The sequence below is a fragment of the Dyella sp. OK004 genome, from assembly GCF_900114495.1.
In the GTDB taxonomy this organism is placed as follows: Bacteria; Pseudomonadota; Gammaproteobacteria; order Xanthomonadales; family Rhodanobacteraceae; genus Dyella_D.
The window spans coordinates 36,287-62,027 of record NZ_FOZI01000004.1 but is presented as its reverse complement, the minus strand read 5'-3'; the positions used below and the strand labels follow the sequence as shown (position 1 = coordinate 62,027).

The 25,741-nt window shown below is 64.6% G+C and carries 21 protein-coding genes; 16 read left to right on the top strand and 5 right to left on the bottom strand.

Annotation, left to right across the window (positions count from 1 at the left end; translation table 11 throughout):
• Window positions 1-95: 95 nt before the first annotated feature.
• Window positions 96-473 (top strand): DUF2946 domain-containing protein, encoded by a 378-nt coding sequence (locus BM338_RS16460; RefSeq protein WP_090452713.1) that lies wholly within the window; start codon window positions 96-98, stop codon window positions 471-473.
• Window positions 474-623: 150 nt separating this feature from the next.
• Complete coding sequence (locus BM338_RS16455) at window positions 624-2,666, top strand: TonB-dependent copper receptor (protein WP_255367341.1); 2,043 nt, start codon at window positions 624-626, stop codon at window positions 2,664-2,666.
• 31 nt (window positions 2,667-2,697) lie between these two features.
• On the opposite strand, the gene BM338_RS16450 is transcribed toward BM338_RS16455, so the two are convergent.
• Window positions 2,698-4,101 carry a serine hydrolase domain-containing protein gene (locus BM338_RS16450; protein ID WP_090452709.1) on the bottom strand — a complete coding sequence of 468 codons (1,404 nt, stop codon included), beginning with the start codon at window positions 4,099-4,101 and terminating at the stop codon, window positions 2,698-2,700.
• A gap of 197 nt (window positions 4,102-4,298) precedes the next feature.
• Between BM338_RS16450 and BM338_RS16445 the strand changes: the two genes are divergently transcribed.
• The 3 genes from BM338_RS16445 (at window position 4,299) to BM338_RS16435 (ending at window position 8,438) form a co-directional block, all read left to right on the top strand.
• On the top strand, window positions 4,299-4,667 hold the full coding sequence (locus tag BM338_RS16445; RefSeq protein ID WP_090452707.1) for a nuclear transport factor 2 family protein: 369 nt from the start codon (window positions 4,299-4,301) through the stop codon (window positions 4,665-4,667).
• A gap of 185 nt (window positions 4,668-4,852) precedes the next feature.
• Window positions 4,853-5,662: a helix-turn-helix domain-containing protein gene (locus tag BM338_RS16440; protein WP_090452705.1), complete on the top strand. Its 810-nt coding sequence runs from the start codon at window positions 4,853-4,855 to the stop codon at window positions 5,660-5,662.
• A gap of 244 nt (window positions 5,663-5,906) precedes the next feature.
• Window positions 5,907-8,438 carry a TonB-dependent receptor plug domain-containing protein gene (locus BM338_RS16435; RefSeq protein ID WP_218156373.1) on the top strand — a complete coding sequence of 844 codons (2,532 nt, stop codon included), beginning with the start codon at window positions 5,907-5,909 and terminating at the stop codon, window positions 8,436-8,438.
• Window positions 8,439-8,698: 260 nt separating this feature from the next.
• Here BM338_RS16435 and BM338_RS16430 read toward each other — a convergent pair whose 3' ends face one another.
• The gene (locus tag BM338_RS16430; RefSeq protein WP_177229390.1) at window positions 8,699-9,919 is read right to left on the bottom strand and encodes a WD40/YVTN/BNR-like repeat-containing protein; all 1,221 of its coding nucleotides are present in this window, start codon (window positions 9,917-9,919) and stop codon (window positions 8,699-8,701) included.
• 204 nt (window positions 9,920-10,123) lie between these two features.
• On the opposite strand from BM338_RS16430, the gene ubiA reads away from it, so the two are divergent.
• The gene (gene ubiA / locus BM338_RS16425) at window positions 10,124-11,053 is read left to right on the top strand and encodes a 4-hydroxybenzoate octaprenyltransferase (protein WP_255367364.1); all 930 of its coding nucleotides are present in this window, start codon (window positions 10,124-10,126) and stop codon (window positions 11,051-11,053) included.
• Between the two features lie 48 nt (window positions 11,054-11,101).
• Here the strand turns inward: ubiA and BM338_RS16420 are convergent, their stop codons facing one another.
• Window positions 11,102-11,713 carry a TetR/AcrR family transcriptional regulator gene (locus tag BM338_RS16420; RefSeq protein ID WP_090452697.1) on the bottom strand — a complete coding sequence of 204 codons (612 nt, stop codon included), beginning with the start codon at window positions 11,711-11,713 and terminating at the stop codon, window positions 11,102-11,104.
• A gap of 101 nt (window positions 11,714-11,814) precedes the next feature.
• On the opposite strand from BM338_RS16420, the gene BM338_RS16415 reads away from it, so the two are divergent.
• The 5 genes from BM338_RS16415 (at window position 11,815) to BM338_RS16395 (ending at window position 19,819) form a co-directional block, all read left to right on the top strand.
• Window positions 11,815-12,555: a 3-oxoacyl-ACP reductase family protein gene (locus tag BM338_RS16415; RefSeq protein WP_090452695.1), complete on the top strand. Its 741-nt coding sequence runs from the start codon at window positions 11,815-11,817 to the stop codon at window positions 12,553-12,555.
• Window positions 12,548-14,113, top strand: coding sequence for an MFS transporter (locus BM338_RS16410; RefSeq protein WP_090452693.1), 1,566 nt, complete (start codon window positions 12,548-12,550; stop codon window positions 14,111-14,113). The genes BM338_RS16415 and BM338_RS16410 overlap by 8 nt, the downstream gene beginning before the upstream one ends.
• Before the next feature lie 287 nt (window positions 14,114-14,400).
• Window positions 14,401-16,920: a TonB-dependent receptor gene (locus BM338_RS16405; RefSeq protein WP_255367340.1), complete on the top strand. Its 2,520-nt coding sequence runs from the start codon at window positions 14,401-14,403 to the stop codon at window positions 16,918-16,920.
• Window positions 16,921-17,132: 212 nt separating this feature from the next.
• The gene (locus tag BM338_RS16400) at window positions 17,133-18,278 is read left to right on the top strand and encodes a phosphatidylinositol-specific phospholipase C1-like protein (protein ID WP_090452691.1); all 1,146 of its coding nucleotides are present in this window, start codon (window positions 17,133-17,135) and stop codon (window positions 18,276-18,278) included.
• Window positions 18,275-19,819, top strand: coding sequence for a CehA/McbA family metallohydrolase (locus BM338_RS16395; RefSeq protein ID WP_090452689.1), 1,545 nt, complete (start codon window positions 18,275-18,277; stop codon window positions 19,817-19,819). Before BM338_RS16400 ends, BM338_RS16395 begins: the two co-directional genes overlap by 4 nt.
• On the opposite strand, the gene BM338_RS16390 is transcribed toward BM338_RS16395, so the two are convergent.
• Both BM338_RS16390 and BM338_RS16385 read right to left on the bottom strand, forming a co-directional pair.
• Window positions 19,816-20,541: a ComF family protein gene (locus tag BM338_RS16390; RefSeq protein ID WP_090452686.1), complete on the bottom strand. Its 726-nt coding sequence runs from the start codon at window positions 20,539-20,541 to the stop codon at window positions 19,816-19,818. The genes BM338_RS16395 and BM338_RS16390 overlap by 4 nt on opposite strands.
• Before the next feature lie 10 nt (window positions 20,542-20,551).
• Complete coding sequence (locus BM338_RS16385) at window positions 20,552-20,758, bottom strand: hypothetical protein (protein ID WP_090452684.1); 207 nt, start codon at window positions 20,756-20,758, stop codon at window positions 20,552-20,554.
• A 145-nt stretch (window positions 20,759-20,903) separates the two neighbouring features.
• Here BM338_RS16385 and bioB point away from each other — a divergent pair, with 145 nt between their 5' ends.
• From bioB to bioC, 5 genes are read left to right on the top strand one after another with little or no spacing between them, the layout of a single operon-like run.
• Window positions 20,904-21,944, top strand: a complete 1,041-nt coding sequence (gene bioB, locus BM338_RS16380) for a biotin synthase BioB (RefSeq protein ID WP_090452682.1) — start codon at window positions 20,904-20,906, stop codon at window positions 21,942-21,944.
• Window positions 21,945-21,973: 29 nt separating this feature from the next.
• The gene (gene bioF / locus BM338_RS16375) at window positions 21,974-23,155 is read left to right on the top strand and encodes an 8-amino-7-oxononanoate synthase (protein WP_090453476.1); all 1,182 of its coding nucleotides are present in this window, start codon (window positions 21,974-21,976) and stop codon (window positions 23,153-23,155) included.
• A gap of 26 nt (window positions 23,156-23,181) precedes the next feature.
• A complete protein-coding gene (locus tag BM338_RS16370; protein WP_090452680.1) occupies window positions 23,182-23,946 on the top strand; it encodes a sulfurtransferase in 765 nt (254 codons plus the stop codon).
• On the top strand, window positions 23,943-24,713 hold the full coding sequence (gene bioH / locus BM338_RS16365) for a pimeloyl-ACP methyl ester esterase BioH (RefSeq protein ID WP_090452678.1): 771 nt from the start codon (window positions 23,943-23,945) through the stop codon (window positions 24,711-24,713). The genes BM338_RS16370 and bioH overlap by 4 nt, the downstream gene beginning before the upstream one ends.
• Window positions 24,710-25,591, top strand: a complete 882-nt coding sequence (gene bioC, locus BM338_RS16360) for a malonyl-ACP O-methyltransferase BioC (protein WP_090452676.1) — start codon at window positions 24,710-24,712, stop codon at window positions 25,589-25,591. The genes bioH and bioC overlap by 4 nt, the downstream gene beginning before the upstream one ends.
• Window positions 25,592-25,741 lie beyond the last annotated feature (150 nt).

Below are 25,741 nucleotides of genomic sequence, written 5' to 3'. Positions count from 1 at the left end.
ACTGTGCCGCAGTGTCTGTTGCGATGTATCGATGGGATGATGCAGCCCGATCGGCGCTACGCTGGTCGAGGCTCGTCGCACTCCAGGGATAATGAGTGATTCGTTTGCGCACACAACGACGGTTCGTTGCGTGGCTGGCCATGGCCGCCATATGGCTCACCATCGTTGCGCCGGTGATATCGCAGACCTTGCCTACGGCCGGGCCGATGCCCGGCATGGGCATGATGTGCGGCGAGCACGTGGAACACGCAGGGCATCCGGCCTCTCCGCACCCGCATGTTCCGTCCATGGAGCACTGCGGCTACTGCAGCCTGCTTAGCCACACACCGGTTCTGAGCGGCGCAATCTGGCTGCCTTCCGTCCTTCCTCAGAACACCTATATCCCCGTCTTGTGGCGTGGAGCACCTGCGTTCTCGCGCCATTCGCCGCTGGCCGCAGCACCGCGTGGTCCACCTGGTTTCGTCAACGCCTGACGCCGATCTCCCGCGCGCACGGTGATCCGTGCCGCGCTGCGTTGCCGAATTCCAAGGAATGCCATGTCCCTCTTTTCCCATTGCGGGCGCGCCAGTGCGCGCGCGTCATCGTGTATTGCTCCAACCCTTCTCCGCCAGGCGCCGCTTGCCATGGCGGTTATTGCCACGCTGGCACTGGCCCCCCGGTATGCGCGTGCCGAGGACGACACCGAAACCCTGCCGCCGGTCGTCGTGACCGCGCCGATGCAGACCAGCCCCTTGACCGTGGTGACCAATCCCAAGGCGCCCCGGCAGCCTGTGCCCGCCAGCGACGGCGCGGATTTCCTCAAGAGCATCCCGGGCTTTTCCAGCATCCGTAAAGGCGGCAGCAACGGCGACCCGGTGCTGCGCGGCATGGCCGGATCGCGGCTGAATCTGCTGATCGACGGCGGTCAGATCGGGGGTGGCTGCCCGTCGCGCATGGATCCGCCCACTGCCTATATCTCGCCGCAGCTGTTCGATCGCGTCACCGTGATCAAAGGCCCGCAGACCGTGCTCTATGGGCCAGGCAACTCAGCCGGCACGGTGTTGTTCGAACGCGAATTCACCCGTTATACGGCGCCGGCCGCGTCGTTCGAAGGCAGCCTGCTCGGCGGCTCGTGGGGACGCAACGACCAGATGGCCGACCTGCGCGCGGGCAACCCCACCGGCTATCTCGGTATCAGCGCCAACCACACGCATGCACAGGATTACGAGGATGGCGACGGCCGCCGCGTGCATTCGTCCTACGACCGCTGGAATGCTGACGCCACACTGGGCTGGACGCCGGATGACGACACCCGGCTGGAGCTGACCGCCGGCAAAGGCGACGGCAAGGCCGCGTACGCTTTCAGTGGCATGGACGGCGCGCAGTTCCTACGCGAAAGCGCGGGACTGAAGTTCGAACGGCGCCATCTCAGCACCGTGTTCGACAAGCTCGAAGCGCAGGTGTACTACAACTACGCCGACCACGTGATGGACAACTACACGCTGCGCAAACCCGACCCCACCGGCATGATGCCGATGGCAATGGCCAGTGATGTTGATCGCAGGACCGTGGGCGGAAGACTTGCCGGCACCTTTGTTTGGGGCGACGCGCTGCAGCTCACCACTGGCCTGGATGGTTCATCCAATGTGCATACCGCTCGCAACGGCGGCCCGCCCGGCAGCCCGATGGGTTATTACCGCGACCTGCCGCGCGCGCGCGACGCGCGCATTCGCACTATCGGTGCGTTTGGCGAAATGCGCTGGAGCTTTGCCGAACGCCAGCGCCTGATTTCTGGCGTACGCGTAGATCGCGCGCAGGTACGCGGCTATGGCCTGGCATTGCCGGGCGGTAGCTCTATGGGCCACATGGGTATGAGTCCCGCGGCCACCACGGTCGATGCCGGCCGCTCGTCTACCTTGCCAGCCGGGTTTCTTCGCTACGAGCGCGATCTCGCCACATCACCGATGACACTGTATGCCGGCATTGGCCATGTGGAACGCTATCCCGATTACTGGGAACTGTTCGGCCAGCATGCCAGCAAGACGCTATCGGCGTTCTCCAGCCTGCGTCCCGAAAAGACCACGCAGCTCGATGTCGGCCTGCAATACAACGACCGGCGCCTGAAGGCCTGGGTATCGGCATATGCGGGCGTGGTCAACGACTTCATACTGTTGCATTACGGCAGCGGCATGATGGCCAGCAGCCACGCGACCAACGTCGATGCGCGTATCGCCGGCGGCGAAGCGGGCCTTGCTTACAGCCTGAGCGATCACTGGAAGACCGATGCCACCTTGGCCTACGCCTGGGGCGCCAATCGCACGGAGCATCGCGCATTGCCTCAGATGCCGCCGCTGGAAGCACGCTTCGGCCTGAACTATGAAAGCGGCCACTGGACTGCGGGCGCGCTATGGCGCATCGCCGCCGCACAGAAGCGTGTGGCTGTGGGTGAAGGCAACATCATCGGTCAGGATCTTGGCCCCAGTCGCGGCTTCGCTGTGTTCTCGCTCAATGCTGCCTATCGCATCGACCGAAGGATCACGCTGAGCGCAGGCATCGACAACCTGTTCGACAAAACCTACGCCGAGCACATCAACGCCGCCACGGTTGGGTTGGTCGGCTACGTCAACACGGTGCGCATCAACGAACCCGGGCGAACCGGCTGGCTCAAGCTTGACCTGAAATACTGAAGCGACGGCGTCGATCCGACATGGCGGGGCCTTATGGCCCCGCGATGCGCAGCATCGCTTTGGGCGGACCATCACCACCCTCGAAGTAGTCCAGCCGGATCACCTTTCCCGACGCGTCGCGCACTGGCTGCAAATAGCTCAGTTCATCGGGAATGAAGTGCAGCGCCTGACCGGCCGTTACTTGCATGCGGATGGAGGGCCGGCTGCCGCGCTGGAAGTACAGGGCGTTCGCTTTGACGGACAGATTAAGGACGGTCGTCTCGTCGTACTGATACTTGCCTTCCAGCGATCGCAAAGTCTCATCGGACGGAGCGATATCGGCGACATCCGGATAAGGCTGGCCCAATGCGATGGCGACCAAACGGCGGCTCATGGTGCGCGCATCAAAGTTGTCGTCGTTGGCGAGCACAACAACGGTGATGTCTTCCTTCGGCAGATAGACCACGGCGGAAGCGAAACCGTCGATCTGACCGGTATGGCCCACCATCGTGCTGCCCCGTACCTGCCACAGATACATGCCAAGGCCATAACGATGAGCGGGCGAGGCGCCGGGCAGGTCGGGCGTGGCGGTCATCATCTGCCGGAAGCCATCGCCGCCGATGGCACGACCGCTGGCGAGTGCGCGCATCCATAACCGCAAGTCGTCGAGTGTGGAAACCAGTGCGCCCGCTGCGGCCGGCACGCTCGCGCTGATAAAAGCGGCGTTATCGATCCGGTGTTCCGGGTTGTCGGTGGTGTAACCCGCCACTCGTCCGGCGATGAGTGACGCGGTGTCGCCATAACGGGTGTGCTGCAGGCCCAGGGGATCGATCAGCTGCTTTTGCAAGGTGACATACCAGGCGTCGCCCGTGACCTTCTCGATCACCGCGCCGAGCAGTATGTAACCTGCATTGGAATAGGCCCAGCGCGTGCCGGGCGAGAAGTCGGGCGACCGCTTGCTGATTTCGGCGACATGCGCGGCGGTATCGATATCGCGGCGGAATACGCCGGGCTGCGGCATCACGCTTTTATCGGAAATGCCCGCTGTGTGGTTCAACAACTGGCGCAGTGTGATGTGCGCAGCGTCGGGGATCGCGGGGAAGTACTTCGCCAGCGGATCGTCGAGCGACAGCTTGCCCTGTTCGGCCAGCTTCACCACCGTCGCAGCGGTGAACATCTTGGTGACGGATGCGATCCGGAACACCTGATCCGGCGAGAGCGGCACGCCAAGCTCGATATCGGCACGTCCGCGCGCACCACGAAACAACACCGTGTCGCCTCTCGCCACCAGCATCGCCACGCCGGGGCCATCCGCAACCGCGGCATGGTCCAGCACGGCCTGTACCTGATGGGTGACGGCGGCGTCCGATGGCGGCGCGGCCATCGTCGTGCCCAGCGGGATCACTCCCATCAAAAACGCGACAGCGAACAGCACCGTAAGGAACCGCGAACGCATACCGGCCTCCGTGTGTTCGACAGGCTGTCGAATGTGCAGCGGAGCCTAGCGTGCCCATAGCGGACCAGGCAGTCCCGATAGTCACGCAGGGCAGATCTTCGCTTGCCGGAGCATCCCATTACCTCCGAGGTAATCGTCTTGCCACGCCTTGGGCCGCAATCTGGTCGCACACACAACGACCACTAAGGAGAACTGCCATGAACCACGCCAACCAACTCGTCGCGCGCTATATCCAGAGCTGGAACGAAACCGATCCGTTGCGCCGCCGCGTGCTGATCGAAGACGTCTATGCCGAGCAGGCCAGCTATACCGACCCGATGGTGCAGGCCAAGGGCTGGGAAGCGATCGACGCCACCATCGCCGCGGTGCAGAACATGTTCCCCGGCCATGTATTTGAACTGGGCGGGCAGGTCGATGCACACCACGACACGCTGCGCTTTCACTGGCATCTCACTGCGCCCGGCGCCAACGAGCCGCTGGTGATCGGCTTCGATGTCGCGGCGCTGGACAACGGTCGCATCCGCCAGGTGTATGGCTTCCTGGACAAGGTGCCGATGGCGGCTTGAACGTTGCGCTGCTTTCTCCTCCCCCTGCTTGCGACGCGAAGCTAGTCTCGTGGGACAGGGGGAGGTCGGGAGGGGGGAGCTTCTTGGTTCACGCTCTTCGGGTTGGGTTATCGCGACCACAAAGAACACCCTAGTACCCCCATTCTTCCGGCGCAGAGATTTTGAACAAGTTCTAGGATCGCACCATGAACGCAGCACTCTCACGCACACAACGCCCGGTCGGCGACCTGCTCCGCGAATGGCGCCGGCATCGCCGCCTTAGTCAGCTCGAACTGGCCGCCGAAGCGGAGATCTCCACGCGACATCTGAGCTTTGTGGAATCCGGACGCTCACAGCCGAGTCGCGACATGATTCTGCATCTCGCCGAATACCTCGACATCCCGCTGCGCGAGCGCAACGCGCTGCTGGTGGCGGCGGGCTTTGCGCCGGCGTTCCGCGAGCGGCCGCTGGAAGATCCCGCGCTGGATGCGGCGCGCCGCATGATCGACTTGCTCTTGAAGGGACTGGAACCTTATCCCGCACTGGCGATCGACCGTCATTGGAATCTTGTAGCCAGCAACCAGGCTACCTTGCGCCTGATGGCCGGCATCCCCGAAGCGCTGCTGGCGCCGCCGATCAACGTGTTGCGGCTCAGCCTGCATCCCGCCGGCCTCGCGCCGCGCATCCGCAACTTCGCGCAATGGCGTGCGCATTTGTTCGACCGCCTGCGGCGGCAGATCGATACCAGCCACGACCCGGCGCTGATCGAACTACTGCGCGAACTGCGCGCATTGAGTCCACCGACACACGATGAAGCTGACGGCGTCGAAGGCCCCGGCACGGATATCGCCGTGCCCATGTTGCTGGAGGTCGGCGGCCACGTACTGTCGATGATCAGCACCACCACCGTGTTCGGCACGCCAGTGGATATCACCCTCGCGGAACTTGCACTGGAGTCGTTCGTGCCGGCGGACGAAGCCACGGCACAGATGCTGCGCGACATGGCGCAGAGTTGATACGCGTGCCTCAGTGTTGAACTGAGGCACGACAGGCTGATGCAAGTTTTTCGTAACAACGTTGCTGCAATGAACGCGATGTTCTTGTGAAGACATTTCACATTTGATGATCGCGTTCGCGCTTTGCCGATATTCGGGTTGACATGACTTTCTCTGCGGCGCAGCTTCCGACGCGGGAGGCGGACGCCGCGATGTTTGCAGCGTTCCGGGTCGTCGCTTTGGTACGGCTGGATGGGAGAAACTTATGTCACGTCGGTTTGCGTCGCGTCCGCAAGGGCGCGTGTTGGCTTGTGCGTGCCGCTGGGGGGCGGCGATCCTGGGTCTGTCGATGACCCTCACCGTCTGGGCGCAAGAGACCGCGCCACCCGATCAGCAGAAAGCCAAGACGCTCGAAGGCGTGCAAGTGGTCGGTTCGCGCGCCAAAGACCGCACCGCGGCGGAGACGCCGGCACCGGTCGATGTGATCGGCCGCGAGCAACTGGAAAGCGCCGGCGTGGTCGAAGTGGGCCAGGCGTTGCAAATGCTCGAACCCAGCTTCAACTTCTCGCGCACCTTCGTCAGCGACGGCACTGACACCATCCGTCCGGCGACCTTGCGCGGACTTGGTCCGGATCAGGTGCTGGTGCTGGTCAACGGCAAACGCCGGCATCAGCAGGCGCTGGTCAACGTGCAGCAGACTATCGGCCGCGGCTCGGCGGGCACCGACATCAACGCGATCCCGATTTCGGCGATCGAACGCATTGAAGTGCTGCGCGACGGTGCCGCCGCGCAGTACGGCTCGGACGCGATCTCCGGCGTGATCAATATCGTGCTGAAGAAACAGGTGGGCGAAACCAATGTGTCGCTGACCGGCGGCAAGACGTACAAGGGTGACGGCTTCACGCGGCAAGGCGGCATCAACACCGGCCTGCGCCTTGGCCACGACGGTTATCTTGATCTGACCGCGGAGTACCGGCATCGCGATCCGACTAACCGCGCGGGTCCTGACATGTTGCGTGTGGATCCGCCACGCGTCACTCAGAAGCTTGGCGATGCGGACACCAAGGATGCATATTTCTGGCTCAACGGCGGCCTGCCGATCGCGCGTGGCGAGCTCTATTGGTTCGGCGGCATCTCACAGCGCAAGGGCGACTCGTTCGGCTTCTTCCGCCCCGCCGGGGACAATCGCACCATTCCGGCGCTGTATCCGAATGGCTTCCTGCCGAACATTGCCACCAACGTCAAAGATGCTTCGCTGGCGGTGGGCTATCGCGGACCGCTGGGCGACAAATGGGACTACGACGTATCGCTCATCCATGGCCGCAGCCAGTTCGGTTTCAACGAGCGCCAGTCGGCGAATGTGAGCTGGTGGTACGAACCGCGCGATCCGGCTAATCCGGCCGCCGGCATCTATGGTTCCTCGCCGACCTCGGCAAACACCGGCACCCTGCGTCTCAACGAAACCACTTTCAATGTCGACGTGCGCGGCCCGATCGACTGGGGCGTGGGTCACGATGCGCTGAACTTCGCCACCGGTGTCGAGTGGCGTCGTGACAACTATCAGATCCTGCCCGGCGATCCAGTGTCCTACGCCTACGGCCGCACCAACAACCGCAACATTCCTATCGTCGGCCAGACTGGCGATATAGCGCAGCCGGGCATCCAGGGGTTTCCCGGCTTCTCGCCGACCGAGGCGGTCAACAAGGGGCGCCACAACTACGCCCTGTATGTCGACGCCGAATCGCAGGTCACCCAGCGTTTGCTGTTGGGCGCGGCCGCTCGCTACGAGCACTACTCCGACTTCGGCGGCACCACCACCGGCAAGCTGTCAGCGCGCTTCGACGCCAGCGATGAGTTCGCCGTGCGCGGCACACTCGCTACGGGCTTCCGCGCCCCCGGCGTGCAGCAGCTGTTCTACAGCCAGCGCTCGACCAACCTCGATCCCAGCGGCAAGCTCACCGATACGCTCACCGCGCGACAGGACAGCGCGGTGACGCGCGCGTTCGGCATCCAGCCACTGAAGCAGGAAACCTCGCAAAGCGGCACCGCGGGCATCGTCTACAAACCGGGCAACGATTTCACGCTGACCGTCGATGTGTTCCGCATCGACATCAGGAATCGGATCATCTTCTCTAGCAATATCGTGCCGGAGAGTGTCGGCTCGGACGGCAATCCCTGCGCGGCGAACAACGCCAACTGCCCGATCCGCGCGATCCTGGCTCCGTTCGGTGTCGGGCAGGTGCTGTTCTTCACCAATGCGATCAACACCAAGACGCAGGGCATCGACGTGGTGGCCGAAAAGGGTTTCCGTTTCGCGGACAGTTCCACGCTCGACCTCACCGCGTTGCTCAACTACAACAAGACCAAGGTCACCAAGCGCAAATCGCAGTCCGCAATCCTGCCGCCGGACAAGCTGTTCGACGACACCCAGGTGACCTTGATCGAACAAGGCCAGCCACGCGTACACGATGTGCTGCAGGGCATTTACCGCACCGGGCCATGGGACTTCACCCTGCGCGGCAACTACTTCGGCCCGGTCAGCGGCCAGGGCTTCACGCCGGGCGTCAAGCAGACCTGGAGCGGCAAGTGGCTGGCGGACGTGGCGGTGGGCTACCACTTCTCCAACAGCGTGAAGCTGACGGTCGGCGCGGACAACGTGTTCGATACCTATCCGGACAAGTGGGATCCGAAAACCGGCGCGCCGTTTCCGCAGCTGGGTTTCACCTACGGCTGGGAGACCCTGCCGTTCGGCGTGAATGGTGGTTATTACTACGCGAAGCTTGATTTCAAGTTTTGAATCGGGGGTGCGTACCGCATCTCACGCCCAGGCGGCCGGCTCCCTCCCCTGCTCGCGACGCAAAGCTAGTCCCGTGGGACAGGGGAGGGTTGGGGAGGGGTGAGTACTTGAGAAGGCGTTTCGGGTGAGGTTTTCGCAAGAGCCTTACCCCCTCCCAACCTCCCCCTGTCCCACGGGACTAGCTTTGCGTCGCGAGCAGGGGCAGGAGTAGAGCATGCCTATCTAAGACTCGACGCTAATCCAGCTCACAAGGGAAGGCTTTAGAGACGCCACGACACGATCAGCGGTGAGCTATCGAGAGACATGGCGCCCGCTTTCGGTGTGGCGAAGCCGCCCACTCCGGTAGCCCAGACCCGATCCTTGGCAAGCGCAAGGCTCCACAGCTCGACGCCGCCGAGCTTGCCGTGAGCTGCAGTGACCACGTTCATCCATGGCGCCCAATGCTTGCCGCCATCATTGCTGGCGAAGATCCAGCCATCGCGCGTGATGAACCAGCCATGCCCGGCATCGCGCATCGCCAGACTGGTGATGCCGATGGAGGGACCCGTGTCGAATCCTTTCGGCAAAGTCACTTCAGCAACCTGCCACGCCTGGCCGCCATCCTGTGTGCACCACACTTTGAAACCGCCGCCGATGCAGCCGTGCGTGGCATCGGAGAAGCTCACGTCCATGAGGTGCGCTTCGCCGTCGCCTAGCGAAACGGCGCTCCAGTGCTCACCGGCATCGTCCGTGCGCAACACCGTGCCACTGCTGCCGACCGCCCAGCCGCGCCTGGCGTCCCCAAAGCGCACCTGCTGCAGCGCGATGTGATCCAGCGCGACCGGCACCCGCTGCCATTGCTGCCCACCATCTATGGTGCGCAGCAGGCGCGCTTCGCCCACCACTACGCCGTGCTCGGCATCCGCGAACGCCACGCCATAAGCTGCGCCGTCGAAATGCAGATCCTTGAGTTGTGGATCCTTGTAGGTCGCGAAGGTGCGGTTGAACGGCTCCCAGTGTTCGCCGCCATCCTGCGTGCGGAAGATCTTGCCGTTCTCGCCGACGGCGAAGGCACGCTTGGCGTCAACGAAAGCGATGCCGCGCAAGGCATCGGCAAACGCCGAATGGGACGCGACATGCCAGCTGGCGCCATCCGCATCGGCCGTAGCCACTTGCAGGCCGGGACCGCCGACGGCGTAGAGCCGGCCGGAGGGGTGAACAGCGATATGCGCGAAGAAGCTGTCCGCGCCGGGCAGGCCGGCAGCGGTTGCGGCATGGCCGCGGTCCTGCAATGGCAGGCTGGCCGCCTTGAAATCTTTCGCCGAGAATTCGCTCGGGTCGAGCGCGTCGAACAGATCGACGCATGGCGGCCCTTTACCGAAGATCTCTTGCTTGGGGCAGCGTGGATAGGGCGCCGCCGCATCCGCTGTGGCGCCATGCGCTGGCAAGACGCCGGCCAGTACGACACACAGGGCCGCGGCAAGCCATCGATCCTTCTTCATGGAAGTCTCCGATCCGTCGAATAGGCCATCGTAGCAGCGCGACCATGGCACGGGCATGGCGGTTTGCGGCGCTGGGTCACGCCGCTCACGGGGCTGTCCCACGCTAAACTTCGGCGCATGGCCTCTCCTTCCCGCAAGCGCCAGCGGCGCACCACTCCTTCCACCGGCACGCCGCGACCGCGGCCGGCCGCGCCCAAGGCCTCGGTGCGACCTGCAGACAGTTCAACGCGCGCCATGCGCGTGCTGGATTTCCTGCTGCAGAAACTACCGCCGCGTATTCAGGAAAGGGCGCGCGACTATCTGGTGCTGACCCGCATGGATCGCCCGATCGGTGCGCTACTGCTGCTGTGGCCGACGTGGTGGGCGCTGTGGCTGGCCGCGGGCGATTTCCCGCCGCTGAAGGCGCTGGTGATTTTCACGCTCGGTGTGTTCGCCATGCGCGCGGCGGGTTGCGCCATCAATGACTATGCCGACCGCAAGCTGGACCCGCAGGTGGAGCGCACTGCCGGGCGGCCCATCGCCGCGGGGCGCGTCACGCCGCGCGAGGCGCTGATCGTGTTCGGCGCTCTGCTCGCGTTTGCGTTCATCCTGGTGCTGTTCACCAACGCGCTGACCATCAAGCTGTCGTTCGCCGGTGCGGCGCTGGCCGCGATCTATCCCTTCACCAAGCGCTATACGTATATGCCGCAGGTGGTGCTGGGCGCGGCGTTCGGCTGGTCGATCCCGATGGCGTTCGCGGCGGTGAGCAACACGGTGCCGCCGCTGGGCTGGCTGCTGTTTATCGCCAATATCCTGTGGTCGGTGATCTACGACACGCAGTACGCGATGGTGGATCGCGACGACGACATCCAGGCCGGCGCCAAGTCCACGGCGATCCTGTTTGGCGATGCGGACCTGCCGATCCTCGGCATCCTGATTGGCACCTTCCTGCTGGCCATGTTGTTCGTCGGCCAGCGCGGCGCGCTGGGCTGGCCTTATTGGTTGAGTCTGGTGGGCGCGGCTGGGCTGTTTGGCTGGCAGCTGTGGCGCATCCGCGAGCGCAACCGCGACGCCTGCCTGTGGGCCTTCCGCAACAACAACTGGCTGGGCATGTTGATCTGGGTGGGCATCGTGCTTGCCCTGGCCGTCAAATAAAGCGGCGCGCCTGCGCCTAGTCGCCGCAGGCGAGAAAGGATCCGGATCCTACGCCGGCACCAGGCCGTCCCACGCTTTCATTGCGCAATCCACGACCGCCGAGAGCTGCTTGCGTGGCGCACCATCGCGCGCCTGCAGCGAAAGGCCGTGCAGCACTGTGGTGTAGAAGGCGGCTACGGCACCGATGTCGGTTCCAGTGGGAACGTCGCCGGCTGCCATGCCCTGCTTGAGACGCTGCCGGATCAATACCTGGGTCTGCCCCCGGCGCTCGGTGAGGTCGTGGAACACCGCCTCGTTATCGGCTGTGCGATGCGTGGCGCCGAGCACCACCAGACAACCGCGCCCATTGCCGAAACGGCGTGCCGCCTCGCGCAGCATCGCCTCCACCGCCGCGCGAGCGCTGACGTCCCGTACGGCCAGCGCATCGAGCGTACGCGGGCCGGCGGCATTCACGTAAAGATCGACCGCTTCGCGGAACAACGCCTCTTTGCAGCCGAAGGCGGCATACAGGCTGGACGCGTTGATGCCCATTGCCGTAGTGAGGTCGCCCAGCGAGGCGCCGTCATAGCCGCGATCGAGGAATACCTCCATGGCCTGGCGCAAAGTGTGGTCGCGGTCGAATTTGCGCGGGCGCCCCCGCTCTTTCGCTGTAGCCGTCATCGGCGCACCTTTCTGTAGTGGTCAATACATAAAGTCCTTGACAGCCCGCGTCAAGTCCATTCCTAATTATGTATCGATCACTACATAAAAGGATGAATGGCATGAGCAGTCTCAAGGGCAAGGTGGCGCTGGTGACGGGTGGATCGCGCGGTATCGGCGCGGCAATCGTGCGGCGGCTGGCGAAGGAAGGTGCAGCCGTGGCTTTCACCTATGTCAGCGCGCCGGACAAGGCCGAGGCATTGGCGGCAGAGATCGTGGCCGAGGGCGGCAAAGCGCATGCCTACCGTGCCGATGGCGCCGACCCGGCGGCGCTGCGCGCCGCCATCGACAAGGCCGCGGTGGATCTGGGACGGCTCGATATCCTGGTCAACAACGCCGGCATCTGGGTTGGCGGGCCGTTCGAGGACGTCACGCTGGAAGATTACGACCGCACTATGGCGATCAATGTGCGCGCGGTGTTCGTGGCGTCACAGGCTGCCGCCCGGCACATGGGCGAAGGCGGCCGCATCATCAGCATCGGCAGCAATCTGGGCGAGCGCGTGCCGGCCCCGGGCATGACGCTGTACTCCATGAGCAAGTCGGCGCTCACCGCCTTCACCAAGGGCCTGGCCCGCGACCTCGGTACGCGCGGCATCACCGTGAACCTGGTACAGCCGGGCTCCACCGACACCGACATGAATCCGGCCGGCGGCCCCCATGCCGAAGAGCAACGCGCGCGCATGGCGATCCAGCGCTACGGCAATGCCTCCAACATCGCCGGCATGGTGGCCTGGCTGGCCAGCGAGGAAGGCCGCTTCGCCAATGGCGCGGCATTCACTGTGGACGGGGGCGCCAATGCCTGACGCCCTCCCCATCGACAAACCTCACACGCTGGCTGACCGGCTGCTGGTGCTTGCGTCGGTCTGCCTGGCAGGGTTGGCCATGCCGCTCTGCTTCACTGGTCCAGCCATGGCGTTGCCGGCGATCGGTCATGCGCTGGGTTCGGATCCGGTCATGCTGTCGTGGGTGGTGAATGCCTTCATTCTCGCTTTCGGCGGTTTCGTGATGGCGAGTGGAACGCTGGCGGATCAATACGGCCGCAAGCGCATCTTCACGCTGGGCATCGCGCTGTTCACCGTCATGTCGCTGCTGCTCGCCCTAGCACCCAACCTGCTCGCGCTCGATGTGTTGCGGGCGCTGCAGGGCGTGGCCGCCGCGCTCACCATGTCGTCCGGTGCGGCCTCGCTGGCGCAGGAGTTTGAGGGGCGTGCGCGCACGCGTGCCTATAGCCTGCTGGGCACCACGTTCGGGCTGGGGCTCGCCTTTGGTCCGCTGCTGTCGGCGTATCTGATCGATGCGTTCGGATGGCGGTCGGTGTTCGTCGCGATAGCGGCGATGGGTGTACTGGTGCTTGTGCTCGGCGTGCCGCGCATGCGTGAAACCCGCGACCCGGAGGCGCAAGGGCTGGATCTGCCCGGCACCTTGAGTTTCACCGGCGCGCTGGCCTTGCTGACCTTCGCCATCATCGAGGCGCCGCAGCGCGGTTGGGCGAGCGGTATGACGCTTATATTGTTCGCGGCGTCGCTGGCGATGTTTGTGTTGTTCGTACTGGTCGAGCAGCGCGTGCGCGGCCCGATGCTCGACCTCACGCTGTTCCGCAATCCCCGCTTTCTAGGGGCGCAGGCACTGCCAATCGCTACAGCACTTTGCTACGTGGTGCTGTTGATTTTCCTGCCGTTGCGTTTCGTGGGTGTGGAGGGCCGCGGGGAAGTGACGGCCGGCCTGCTGATGATTCCACTCTCGGCACCCATGCTGGTGGTGCCGCTGGTCGGCGCTCTGCTTACCCGCTGGCTTAGTGCCGCCACACTTACCGCGATTGGCCTTTTGGTTGCGGCAATCGGCCTGACCTGGTTGCGCGGAGCGATGGCCGACCCTTCGGCGAGCTGGGGAACTCTTGCGTGGCCGCTGCTGATGATCGGCAGCGGCGCGGGCCTGCCATGGGGTCTGATGGACGATCTCGCTGTCAGTGTGGTGCCGAAGGAGCGTGCCGGCATGGCCACCGGTTTTTTCACCACCACGCGCGTGGCGGGCGAAGCACTGGCGATGGCGGCGACGGGTGCCGCGCTGGCCACCGTGATCGAGCTGCGCCTGTCCGGACAACCCGCGGCGCAGGTCGCGGCGGCGGCCAGCAACCTGGCGACTGGAAATCTGCTGCGCGCTGCGTTGCAGGCGCCCGCGATCGGCCGCGCCACCTTGCTGCATACCTATGTCGGCGCATTTAGCAGCCTGCTCATCGGTCTGGCCTGGCTCACGGCAGGACTCGCGGTGCTTTCGTTTGTGCTGCTGCGGAAACCGCATCCGCACCTGACGGCCACATACGTGAAGACGCCGGAGCCATCCCGCTCCTGCCCGGCGACGTGAGGCACTTTCCGGCAGTGGAGAACATGTCTCCGCTGCCGGGAAGTTGCCATTCACATGACATATTTAGACGTCTAAATCGATTTTGTCGATAAGCCGTCATCCTTCCTGCACGCCACCGTCACAGCCCTGACCTAGTCTGCGCAGGTCAGAGCCTGTGTCAGGGCCAGGGAAGCCTCTACGCGGACGCCCAGCGCGATTCCTTTGGAATCACCGCGCACGGTGTCAGCTGTGTTTTGGTTGCACTGAATGCATGGCTCCGTCACACCCTCTTCCCCGGAGTCACAACCTTGCGTACCTCACCGATCAGCCATGCTATCGGCCTAGCCCTGCTGGGCGGCCTGCTTTCCACCTTTACACCGCATGCTTTCGCGCAGGACAACAGCTCCAATAGCGCCAGCACCGCAAGCGACGCCAAGAAGCCGGCCGCCGACAAGGCCAAGAACCTCGACAGCATCGTGGTTACCGCACGCTCGGGTGTGGAAACGCGCACCAAGGCGGAGACCAGCTACTCCATCACCACCATCGACGAAGATCGGCTGCGCATGCAGGCGCCGACCTCAGTGACCGAGGCGATGAAATCGGTGCCGGGCTTCTGGGTGGAAGCTTCGGGCGGTGAAGCCAGCGGCAATATTCGTGCGCGCGGCATTCCGGTGGACGGCTTCGGTTCGGTGAACCTGCTGGAAGACGGCATCCCGGTGCAGCACGATCCCGCACTGGGCTATCTCAACGCCGATCAGGCGTTCCGGCTGGATGAGACCATCGAGCGCATTGAAGTGGTGCGCGGCGGTCCGTCGTCGGTGTTCTATTCGAACGCGCCGGCCGGTGCGATCAACTTCATTCCGCGCAAGGTCGGCGACAAGGCAGAAGGCATCGCCAAGTTCACGGTGGGCGACTACGGCCTGACCCGCGGCGACTTCTGGCTGGGCACGCCGGTGGGTGGCGGCTGGAAGCTGGGCGTAGGCGGTTTCTACCGCACCGACAGCGGCATCCGAGACCCGCGTTTCAACGCCAACGATGGCGGCCAGATCCGCCTAAACCTGTCGCGCGATTTCGAGCACGGCAGCTTCAGCGCCGACGTAAAGCATCTGGACGATAAGGTAGCGCTGTACCTGGGCATACCGATGCGCACCCTGCCCAACGGCGATATCCGTGCCGTGCCCGGCTTCGACGGCAACTACGGCACGCTGGCCGGCCCCGAGACCGAGCACATCCTGATGAAGCAGGGCAACGGCGGCCTGTACAACTTCGACAATAGCGAGGGTACGCACGTCAAGCGCGATCAGGTGACCCTGAAGTTCGACTACGACCTGGGCGACGACTGGAAACTGGCGGAGTCGATGCGTTATGACGACACGCGTACGCAGCGCAACGGCGTGTTCCCCAACTCGCTGATGAGCGCCACCAAGTATCTCTCGCAGCAGAAAGTGCCTGCCGGCGCTGCCGGCTTGCAGCTGCGCTACGTGGACAACCCCGCCGCGGTGTTCGACAACGCGAACCAGAACGGCAACGGCCTGGTGGTGGTTGGTGGCCTGCGCGGCGTGACCATGCCGGTGAAGGAGTTCATCAACGATACGCGCGTGCTGCGCAAGTTCGACCTGGGCGGCCAGACCCATGACGTGACCTTCGGCTACTACTACGCGCGTTTCGATCAGGATTTCAGCCGCTACTCGTCGGTGGCGCTGCTCGATGCCACCAACAATGCGCGCCTGCTCGACCTAGTAGCAGTGAACACCGCGGGTCAGCCGGTCAGCACGTTGTCCGATCGCGGCATCACGCGCTATGGCTACGAGTGGGAGAACGCCACCGGTACCTCGACCACCAATGCTGTGTACCTCTCCGACGAATGGCAGGTGACCGACCAGCTGCGCATCGACGGCGGCGTGCGCTGGGAGCAAGTGAACACCCAGGGCAAGACCGAGACCAAGCAGACGGTGAATCTGGGTACGCCCTCCACCGCCAGCATCATCACCGGCACCGGCCAGTTCGTGCCGTGGGATCACACTTTCAGCAAGCTGGGCTGGACGCTCGGTGCCAACTGGCAGTTCTCTGAACGCTCCGGCGTGTTCGCGCGCTGGACGCCGACCTTCCGCCTGCCCAACCTGAGCACCTACATCACTAACCCAACCGCGGTGCCGGTGACGCAAACCATGAAGCTGGGCGAAGTCGGCTACAAGTACACCGACCGCCAGCTGGATCTGTACGCAACCGCGTTCTACACCAAGTACAACAACGTCGGCTTCAGCAACTACGTCTTCAATTCCAACGGCAACACCTCCACGGTGCAGCAGGGCTATGCCAACACCGAGACCAAGGGCCTGGAGCTGGAAAGCACCTGGTATCCGGTGGAGTGGTTCGACGTGCAGGTCACCGCCACCATGCAGGATCCGCAGTACAAGGGCCTGCGCTATACCGAACTGGTCTCCGGTGCGCCGGTGCTGCGCAACTACGAAGGCAACCAGCTGATCCGCGTGCCCAAGCAGAGCTACCGCGTGGTGCCCGGCGTGAATCTGCTGGGCGGCAAGCTGCGCCTGCAAGTGGCGTACGAGTACGAAGGCCAGCGCTACGTGGACACCGCCAACTCGGTGAAGCTGCCCTCGTATGACGTGTGGAACGCCAGTGCACGCTACGACATCTCGCAAATGTGCTCGCTGTTCTTCTACGCCGACAACATCACCAACTCGCTGGGCCTGACCGAGGGCAACCCACGCGCGGGTGAGCTGGCGAGCGCTGATGCGGGCGCGAATACCTTTATCGCCCGTCCGATCCTGGGTCGAGCCTACCGCGCGGCGATCATGTATCGGTTCTGAGGATGAGGGCCGGGTGCTTGCCTGGCTCTTTGCCGATGAAGAAGAAAACCTCTTCGATATTCGTTCGCGGCTCACGCCAAGACAACCTGCTCCCTCCCCTGCGTGCAGCAGGGGAGGGCTGGGGTGGGGTCAAGCCCACAAGTTCATGGCGCCGTCTCAAGGGCTTACCCCCTCCCAACCTCCCCCTGCTAGCAGGGGGAGGGGTAAGAGCTATGGGCAAGCTCGTGTTTGTGTGGCTGCTCATTGCATGGAGTCATTTCGCATTGGCCTGCGATCTCGAAGCCGCGAGTCCCCATTGCGATCTTGCTGCCCTCGACCGGCAGTTGCGCATGAACGACATCCAGGTGATCGGCACGCACAACAGCTACAAGCAGGCGATGCCGCCGGAGGAGCTGGCCGCGCATCGCGCGCGCGATCCGAAAGGCGCGGATGGCATCGACTATGGGCATCCGCCGATTCCGCAACAGCTGAATCGGGGTGCGCGCACCATCGAGCTGGACGTGTATTACGACCCCGCCGGCGGACGCTATGCGCATCCACCCGGCGCACTGCGCAAGGGTTACCCGACACCGCCATGGACACCGGAGGCGGCCGCGCAAATGCTGAGCCCCGGCTTCAAGGTGATGCATCTGGCCGATATCGATTTCCGCAGCAACTGCCAGACCTTCGTCGCCTGCCTCACGCTGATACGCGATTGGTCGCGCGCACACCCGCGGCACGTGCCGATCATGCTGCTGCTCAATGCCAAGGATGGGGGCGGCGGTCCGGGTGCGGTCGCGCCGCTGCGTTTCGATGAAAAGGCCTTCGATGCGCTGGATGCCGAAGTACTGTCGGTGTTCCAGCGCAGCGAACTGGTCACGCCTGATAACGTGCAGGGCCGCCATCCCACACTGCGCAACGCCGTGCTGGCCGGGCAATGGCCAAGTCTTGGCCAGGCACGCGGCAAGGTGTTTTTTGTACTGGACGAGGATGCGCGCAAGGTGGCCGCGTATCGTGGACATCGCTCATCGCTGGAGGGACGCGTGATGTTCGTCAACACGGACGAGCGCTCGCCTGCCGCGGCCTATCTCACCTTGAACGACCCGGTCGGCGAAGGCCAACGCATCGCGCGCGATGTAGCGGCCGGCTTCATGGTGCGCACACGTGCCGATGCCGACACGGTCGAAGCGCGCCGTAACGATACGCACCGGCGCGAGGCCGCCTTCGCCAGCGGCGCCCAATACGTTTCCACCGATTACATGCAGGCCGACCGTCGCTTCAGCGACTACCGCGTGCAGCTGCCGCAGAACACCGTGGCGCGCTGCAATCCGGTACGCGCTGCCCATTGCCCTTCACCTGAGTCCGGCGCTACGCCATGAATCTTCGCTTCCGTCATCTGGTCATCAATGCGCTGGCTTGCCTGGTGCTGCTGCTCGCCGCCACGGTCACGCGCGCGGCAGACGCGCCGTCGAACGACAGACCGCCCGACCTTACCCTGCACGGCGAGCTGAGCGGCAAGGACAACCAGACCTATCGCGGCCTGCCGTTCGAGGTGCCGGCCAGGGTGAATCGCATCACCGTGCAGTTCGACTACAGCGGTCGCGATGAACACACCACTATCGATCTCGGCCTGCTCGGCCCGGACGGTTTCCGCGGGCAGGATGGTTTCCGCGGCTGGAGCGGCGGCAGCAAGAAGCTGTTCACCGTTGCCGCCACCGATGCCACGCCCTCTTACTTGCCCGGGCCCATTCGTACGGGGCGCTGGCAACTCGTGCTGGGCATTCCGAACATCCGCAAAGACAGTCATTCCAGCTATACCGCCAACATCTGGTTTGGTCATCCCGGCGATCCTGCATGGGAGCCCGCAGTGCTGAATCCGCCGTTGCGCAAGGAGGCCGGCTGGTATCGCGGCGACCTGCACATGCATACCGCGCACAGCGACGGCAGCTGCAAGAGCCAGAGCGGCCAGCGCGTCCCGTGCCCGTTGTTCTTCACTGTGCAAGGCGCGGCGCAGCGCGGCCTCGACTTCATCGCGATCACCGATCACAACACGGTGTCGCATGCCAACGCCATGCGCGAACTGCAGCCGTACTTCGACCGCCTACTGCTGATTCCGGGGCGCGAGATCACCACCTTCACCGGCCACGCCAATTTCTTCGGCACCACGGCGCCGGTGGATTTCCGCGTGGGCAGCAAGGACGTGCCAGACTGGAACGCTCTGCTGCGCGCCATCGCGCCGTTGCATGGTGTGATCTCGATCAACCATGCCATCCGCGCCAGCGGCGAAGTCTGCATGGGTTGCGGCTGGACAGCCCAGCCACCCGCCGACATGGCACTGGTGCAAGCTATTGAAGTGGTCAACGGCGGCGATGCGGGTACGCCGATTTCGGGCGTGCCGTTCTGGGAGCAGCAGCTGTCCAAGGGCTATCGCCTTACCGGCATTGGCGGCAGCGACAACCACGAAGCGTTTCAGAACGAACTGCGCATCGGCTCCAATCCCACCGGCGTGCCGACCACCGTGGTGCATGCGGAAGCGTTGTCGATGCCGGCGATTCTCGATGGCATCCGCGCCGGCCATGTGTTCATCGATACAGAAGGCAGTCGCGATCGCCTGTTGGAACTGAGTGCCGAAGCGAATGATCGGCATGCCGCGATGGGCGACGCGCTGCGTGCCGCAGCCAGCGAGAAAGTAGGTTTCGAGGCGCACGTTGCCCATGCCAAGGGCGCGACCTTGATCGCGCTGCTGGATGGTAAACCCTTCGCCGCGGCCGGCAGCACGGCGATCGACAGCGATGACTTGCGCCACCGCTTTGAATGGACCAGTGACGGCAAGCCGCATTGGCTGCGCGTCGAAGCACGCGACGCTTCCGGTAAGCCGCTGCTGATCGGCAATCCGATCTACCTCAACGCTCCACGCTAACGCGATGGCGCCCGCGCCAGCGCCCACACATCCACGCGGCGCACACCGGCTCGCTTGAGCCGAAGCGCGCACTCGGCCAGGGTGGCACCGGTAGTCATGACGTCGTCCAGCAAGGCTATGTGCGCGGGCAAGGCGATGCTTGCGCTAAGACTGAAGGCGCCGCGCATGTTACGGCGGCGCGCCGCACGGTCAAGTTCCGTCTGTGCGGCGGTATCTCGCTCTCGCTGCAATATGTCGCTACGCATTGGCACGTGCCATGCGGCAGCCAGCGGTCGAGCCAGTTCGAGCGCCTGGTTGTAGCCGCGTTGACGTAAGCGCTTCGGGTGCAGCGGTACGGGCAGAATCAGGTCCGGCTTTTCCAGCGACGTAAATTCGCGCGCCCATAGTTTGGACAGGGTGCGCCCCGCCGCAAGATCAGCACCGAACTTGAAGCGCGATTCCAACCGATCCAGCGGCCAGCCGTAGCGGAACGGTGCCCAGGCCGCGTCCCATGGCGGCAACCTGCGCTGGCATTCACCGCACAGCTCGGCAGCATGCGGCAGTGGCAAAGCGCAACGGGCGCAGCAGCTGCGGTTGCGCGGAAGATCCGCATCGCAGGCATGGCAGAGGTCGAGGCCGTCCTGGCCGGGTGCGCCGCACAGCTGGCAGCGCCACGGCAGCAATGCGGCCTGTAACCGGGCGAGGCGGGCTCGGAAGGTGCGGGTCAGCGCATCCGTGCGCATGGCGGGTGGCTCAGCCGCGCGGCTTGAACAGCGCGGCGTCGAGGATCGACCACAGGTGGATGATCCAGCCCAGCCACACGATCCACAGGATGCCGGCTAGCACGAACATCACAATGGCGATCAGCAGGCGTCCTTGCACCAGCTGGCCGAGGCCGGGGATGAAGAAGCTGCAGATTGCTGCGAGTACGTTGCCGCCGCTGCCTTGTCCTGCGCTCATGTCCCTCACTCCGTTCAATAAAGATTGAGGCCGATGGTAGCGCAGCCATACCCTGGCGCATCGTCAACAAGAAATGACCTTTGGAAGTTGACAGGCGGAAAGCCGCTGCCACACTGTCACGCTCCCCACCCCCAGAGCTAGCCCCATGGCCCACGCCATCCGCCACGACTGGACCCGCGACGAAGTCGCCGCGCTGTTCGCGCTGCCGTTCAACGAACTGCTGCATCGCGCGCATTCGTTGCATCGCGAACACCACGATCCGAACGCCGTGCAGGTATCCACCCTGCTGTCGATCAAGACCGGTGGCTGCCCTGAAGATTGCGCTTACTGCCCGCAAGCCGCGCGCTACGACACCGGCGTGCAGGCGCAGAAGCTGATGAGCGTGGACGCAGTGGTGGCGCGCGCTCAGGCGGCCAAGAATGCCGGCGCCAGCCGCTTCTGCATGGGCGCGGCATGGCGCAGCCCGAAGGATCGCGACGTGGTCAAGGTGGCGGAGATCGTTTCCGCGGTGAAGGCTTTGGGCCTGGAAACCTGCGTCACGCTGGGCATGCTCGACGGCAGGCAGGCGCAGACGCTGAAGAGCGCCGGCCTGGACTACTACAACCACAACCTGGATACCGCGCCGGAGTTCTACGGCGAAGTCATCCACACGCGCCAGTACCAGGATCGCCTAGATACGCTGGAGCACGTGCGCGAAGCGGGCCTGAAAACCTGCTGCGGCGGTATCGTCGGCATGGGCGAGTCGCGCGTGCAGCGCGCCGGCCTGCTGCAGACGCTGGCCAATCTGCCCGAGCATCCGCAGTCGGTGCCGATCAATCAGTTGGTGCAGGTGGAAGGTACGCCGCTGGCCGGCACCGATGCGCTGGACCCGTTTGAGTTCGTGCGCACGATCGCCGTCGCGCGCCTGTTGATGCCGGCCTCGATGGTGCGTCTGTCCGCCGGCCGCCAGCAGATGGACGATGCTGTGCAGGCGCTATGCTTTTTTGCTGGCGCCAATTCGATCTTCTACGGCGAGAAATTGCTGACCACCGGCAACCCGGATGTGGAGCACGACCGCCAGCTGTTTGCGCGACTGGATCTGCATCCGCTGCAGGTGGTGGAAGAAGCCGGCACCGTGCACGCCGACATTCTGGAAACCGCCGACGCGAGTTGCGGTAACGGTTGCGGCTGCAGCGTCGCGGCCTGATTGCGGGGGCGTATCGCCCCCTCTTCGCCATGCCCCGTCCATCGCTCACCGATCGCCTTGCCCAGCGCACCGCCGAGCGCGCGCAGGCTCAATTGCTGCGCCGCCTGCGCACGATCGAGCATGCGGAAGGGCCGTGGCTGGAGAGTGACGGACGCCGGCTGCTGTCGTTCTGCAGCAACGACTATCTCGGCCTTGCCCAGCACCCGCAGCTGATCGCCGCGCTCAAGCGCGTCGCGGATGACGAGGGTGTGGGCAGCGGTTCGGCACATCTGATCTGCGGCCATCGCGCCGAGCACGCTGCGCTGGAAGAAGCGCTGGCCGAATGGACCGGGCGCGAACGCGCGCTGCTGTTTTCCACCGGCTATATGGCCAACCTCGGGGTGATGCAGGCGCTGCTGCAGGACGGCGATGTGTGTGTGCAGGACAAGCTCAACCACGCCTGCTTGCTCGACGGTGCGCAACTCGCCGGTGCGGAGCTGAAGCGCTATCCGCACGCTGACGTGGCTGCTGCCGCGCGTCAGCTCGCGAGTCGTAGCGAGGCTGCCGCATTGCTGGCGACCGACGGCGTATTCAGCATGGACGGCGATATCGCACCGCTACGCGAGCTGGCGTCGCTATGCCGGCGCGAAGGCGCCACCTTCATGGTGGACGACGCGCATGGCCTGGGCGTGCTGGGCGACGACGGTGCCGGCAGCCTCAGTGCGTTGGCGCTGGGCCAGCGCGAGGTGCCGGTGCTGATGGCGACGCTGGGCAAGGCGCTTGGTTGCCACGGTGCGTTTGTCGCCGGCTCGGCGGCGCTGATCGATGGCCTGCTGCAATCCGCACGCACTTATATCTACACCACCGCCATGCCCCCGGCATTGGCTGCCGCTGCGCTGACCGCGGTGCGCGTGGCACGCGAGGAAGACTGGCGGCGCGAGAAACTGACATCACTGATCGCCCGTTTTCGCGAAGGCGCGGAGCAGCTCGGCCTGCCACTGATGCCATCGCCTACCGCGATCCAACCGTTGTTGCTGGGCGAGGCCCAAACCGCGCTCGATGGGGCACAGGCACTGGAAGCACAGGGTTTCCTGGTCGGCGCCATCCGGCCGCCCACCGTGCCGCAAGGCAAAGCGAGGCTGCGTATCACCTTGTCGGCCGCGCATGAGGAAGAGCACGTCGATCGGCTGCTGGAAGCCTTGTCCGGACTCGTTTCGGCCACCCCCGTATAATGCGGGCCTTGCTGCCGTAGCTTCCCATGTCGACCGTCAATCTCTCTGCCTATAAATTCGTCGGCCTGGACGACCTGCCAGCGCTGCGCGAGCGCGTGCGCGAGCGCTGCCACGCGCTGGCGCTGAAGGGAACCATCCTGCTCGCGCCCGAAGGTATCAACCTGTTCCTGGCCGGACCGCGCGAAGCGACCGATGCGTTCATGGCATGGCTGCGCGAGGACACCCGTTTCGCGGACATCGTGCCGAAGGAGTCGATCTCCGATGGCGCGCCGTTCGGCCGCATGCGGGTACGTCTGAAGAAAGAGATCATCACCATGCGCATGCCGGCGATCCGTCCGGAAGGCGAGCGCGCTCCCTCCGTTACGCCAGCCACCTTGCGCCGCTGGCTGGATCAGGGCCGCGACGACGATGGCCGCGAAGTGGTGCTGCTGGATACGCGCAACGACTACGAGACCGACGTTGGCCTGTTCGAACAGGCGATCGACTATCGCATCGCGAGCTTCACCGAATTCCCCGCCGCCATCGCCGCCGATCGCGAGCGCTACGACGGCAAGACCGTGGTGTCCTACTGCACCGGCGGCATCCGCTGCGAGAAGGCCGTGCTGCACATGCAGGACATCGGCATGAAATGCGTGTTCCAGCTCGAAGGCGGCATCCTGAAGTACTTCGAGGAAACCGATGGCGCGCATTGGCGCGGCGATTGTTTCGTGTTCGACGACCGTGGCGCGGTGGACAAGCAGCTTTTGCCCGCCAGTACCGACGAGCTCCCCACGGGGGAGAAGGAACCATGACGCTGCACATCGGAGTGCGCGGCACCGGGCCGGTGCCGCTGGTGATGCTGCACGGCTGGGCCATGCACGGCGGCGTGCTCGCGCCATTGACGGAAGCACTGGAAGCACGCTGCACACTGTATGTGGTCGACCTGCCTGGTCACGGCTATTCACGCGATTGCGGCATTCCGTTGGAGCCGTCGGCCTGCGCGGCCGCGATCGTCAAAGCCACACCACCGGCGCTATGGCTGGGCTGGTCGCTCGGCGGATTGATTGCGCTGACGGCGGCGCTGGAACGCCCGGCACATGCGCGCGGGCTGGCCATGCTGTGCGCGACGCCAAAGTTCGTGCGCGATGCCGGCTGGCCTTATGGCAACAGTGCCGACCTGGTGCATGAGCTCGCGACCGATCTGGAAACCGACTACCACGCCACTCTGGAGCGCTTCCTGACGCTGGAAGCGATGGGCAGCACCGACCCGCGCGGCGAGCTGCGCCATCTGCGCACCCTGGTGTTCGACCGCGGCGAGCCGGATCTGCGCGTGTTGCAGGAAGGCATCCGCATCCTGGAAACCAGCGACCGTCGCGCCGCGTTGCCCGATCTGGCCGTGCCCAGCACGTGGATCGCCGGCCATCGCGACCGCCTGGTGCCGCCGCAGGCCATGCAGTGGTCGGCCTCGCAATGCGGCGGCACTTACCGTGAGATCGAACGCGCCGGACATGCGCCCTTCTTCGGCCACACCGATGCCGTGGTGCAGGCGCTTACCCCCATGCTGGACGCTTACCGATGAGCGAGTTTCACGTCGATCGCCAGCAAGTGCGGCGCAATTTCAGCCGCGCCGCGCGCACCTACGAACAACACGATGCGTTGCAACGCGAAGTGCAGAACGTGCTGCTGGAGCGTCTGGACTTCTATCTGCAAACGCCTGAGCGCGTGGTGGACGTCGGCGCCGGCACCGGCCGCGGCAGCGCGCTGCTGAAGAAGCGCTATGCCAAGGCGCAGGTGATCGCCATGGATCTGGCCTTGCCCATGCTGCGTGCCGCGAAACAGCACGCCAGCTGGCTGAAGCCGTTCCAGCGCGTGTGCGCCGAAGCCACCGCATTGCCGCTGCCTGATCACAGCGTCGACGTGCTGCATTCCAACCTGTGTTTTCAGTGGGTCGATGACTTGCAGGGGTTGTTCGGCGAATGCGTGCGCGTACTAAAGCCGGGCGGCCTGCTCACCTTCTCCACCTTCGGCCCCGACACGCTGAAGGAATTGCGCGCGGCCTGGGCCAGCGCGGATCAACAGCCGCACGTCAGCCGCTTTCTGGATATGCACGATCTGGGTGACGCGATGATTGCCGCCGGCTTGCGCGATCCGGTGCTGGATGTGGATCGCTACACGCTGACCTATAGCGAACCGCGGATGCTGTTGAAAGAACTGCAGGGCCTGGGCGCGACCAATGCCGACACCACGCGCGAGCGCGGCCTCACGGGCAAACGCCACTACCAGCAAATGCTTGCGGCCTACGAAACCATGCGCGTCGATGGGCGTATTCCCGCCACCTGGGAAGTAGTGACGGCGCACGCCTGGGGCCCGCCGCCGGGCCAGTCGCGTCGCGGCAAAGACGGCGGCGAGATTGCCAGTTTCTCGGTGGACAGCCTGCGCGGTTCGCGGCGGCGCTGAATTCCACATTCCCGATACGGGTTCTTCATGGCTGGGCGACTATCGTGTCGCCTTTGCGGTCCGCGGCGGCGTACCTGTAGGAGCGCACCCTGTGCGTGATAGCCCGCCGAATGGACGCGTGATGGAAGAGCATCGCCCACAGGGTGGGCT

Bases quoted from the DNA above. Each gene is read 5' to 3' on its own strand.
- BM338_RS16455 (WP_255367341.1), top strand. From the start codon at position 624: ATGGCGGTTATTGCCACGCTGGCACTGGCCCCCCGGTATGCGCGTGCC.
- BM338_RS16450 (WP_090452709.1), bottom strand. From the start codon at position 4,101: ATGCGTTCGCGGTTCCTTACGGTGCTGTTCGCTGTCGCGTTTTTGATG.
- BM338_RS16445 (WP_090452707.1), top strand. From the start codon at position 4,299: ATGAACCACGCCAACCAACTCGTCGCGCGCTATATCCAGAGCTGGAAC.
- BM338_RS16440 (WP_090452705.1), top strand. From the start codon at position 4,853: ATGAACGCAGCACTCTCACGCACACAACGCCCGGTCGGCGACCTGCTC.
- BM338_RS16435 (WP_218156373.1), top strand. From the start codon at position 5,907: ATGTCACGTCGGTTTGCGTCGCGTCCGCAAGGGCGCGTGTTGGCTTGT.
- BM338_RS16430 (WP_177229390.1), bottom strand. From the start codon at position 9,919: ATGAAGAAGGATCGATGGCTTGCCGCGGCCCTGTGTGTCGTACTGGCC.
- BM338_RS16420 (WP_090452697.1), bottom strand. From the start codon at position 11,713: ATGACGGCTACAGCGAAAGAGCGGGGGCGCCCGCGCAAATTCGACCGC.
- BM338_RS16415 (WP_090452695.1), top strand. From the start codon at position 11,815: ATGAGCAGTCTCAAGGGCAAGGTGGCGCTGGTGACGGGTGGATCGCGC.
- BM338_RS16410 (WP_090452693.1), top strand. From the start codon at position 12,548: ATGCCTGACGCCCTCCCCATCGACAAACCTCACACGCTGGCTGACCGG.
- BM338_RS16400 (WP_090452691.1), top strand. From the start codon at position 17,133: ATGGGCAAGCTCGTGTTTGTGTGGCTGCTCATTGCATGGAGTCATTTC.
- BM338_RS16395 (WP_090452689.1), top strand. From the start codon at position 18,275: ATGAATCTTCGCTTCCGTCATCTGGTCATCAATGCGCTGGCTTGCCTG.
- BM338_RS16390 (WP_090452686.1), bottom strand. From the start codon at position 20,541: ATGCGCACGGATGCGCTGACCCGCACCTTCCGAGCCCGCCTCGCCCGG.
- BM338_RS16385 (WP_090452684.1), bottom strand. From the start codon at position 20,758: ATGAGCGCAGGACAAGGCAGCGGCGGCAACGTACTCGCAGCAATCTGC.
- bioB (WP_090452682.1), top strand. From the start codon at position 20,904: ATGGCCCACGCCATCCGCCACGACTGGACCCGCGACGAAGTCGCCGCG.
- bioF (WP_090453476.1), top strand. From the start codon at position 21,974: ATGCCCCGTCCATCGCTCACCGATCGCCTTGCCCAGCGCACCGCCGAG.
- BM338_RS16370 (WP_090452680.1), top strand. From the start codon at position 23,182: ATGTCGACCGTCAATCTCTCTGCCTATAAATTCGTCGGCCTGGACGAC.
- bioH (WP_090452678.1), top strand. From the start codon at position 23,943: ATGACGCTGCACATCGGAGTGCGCGGCACCGGGCCGGTGCCGCTGGTG.
- bioC (WP_090452676.1), top strand. From the start codon at position 24,710: ATGAGCGAGTTTCACGTCGATCGCCAGCAAGTGCGGCGCAATTTCAGC.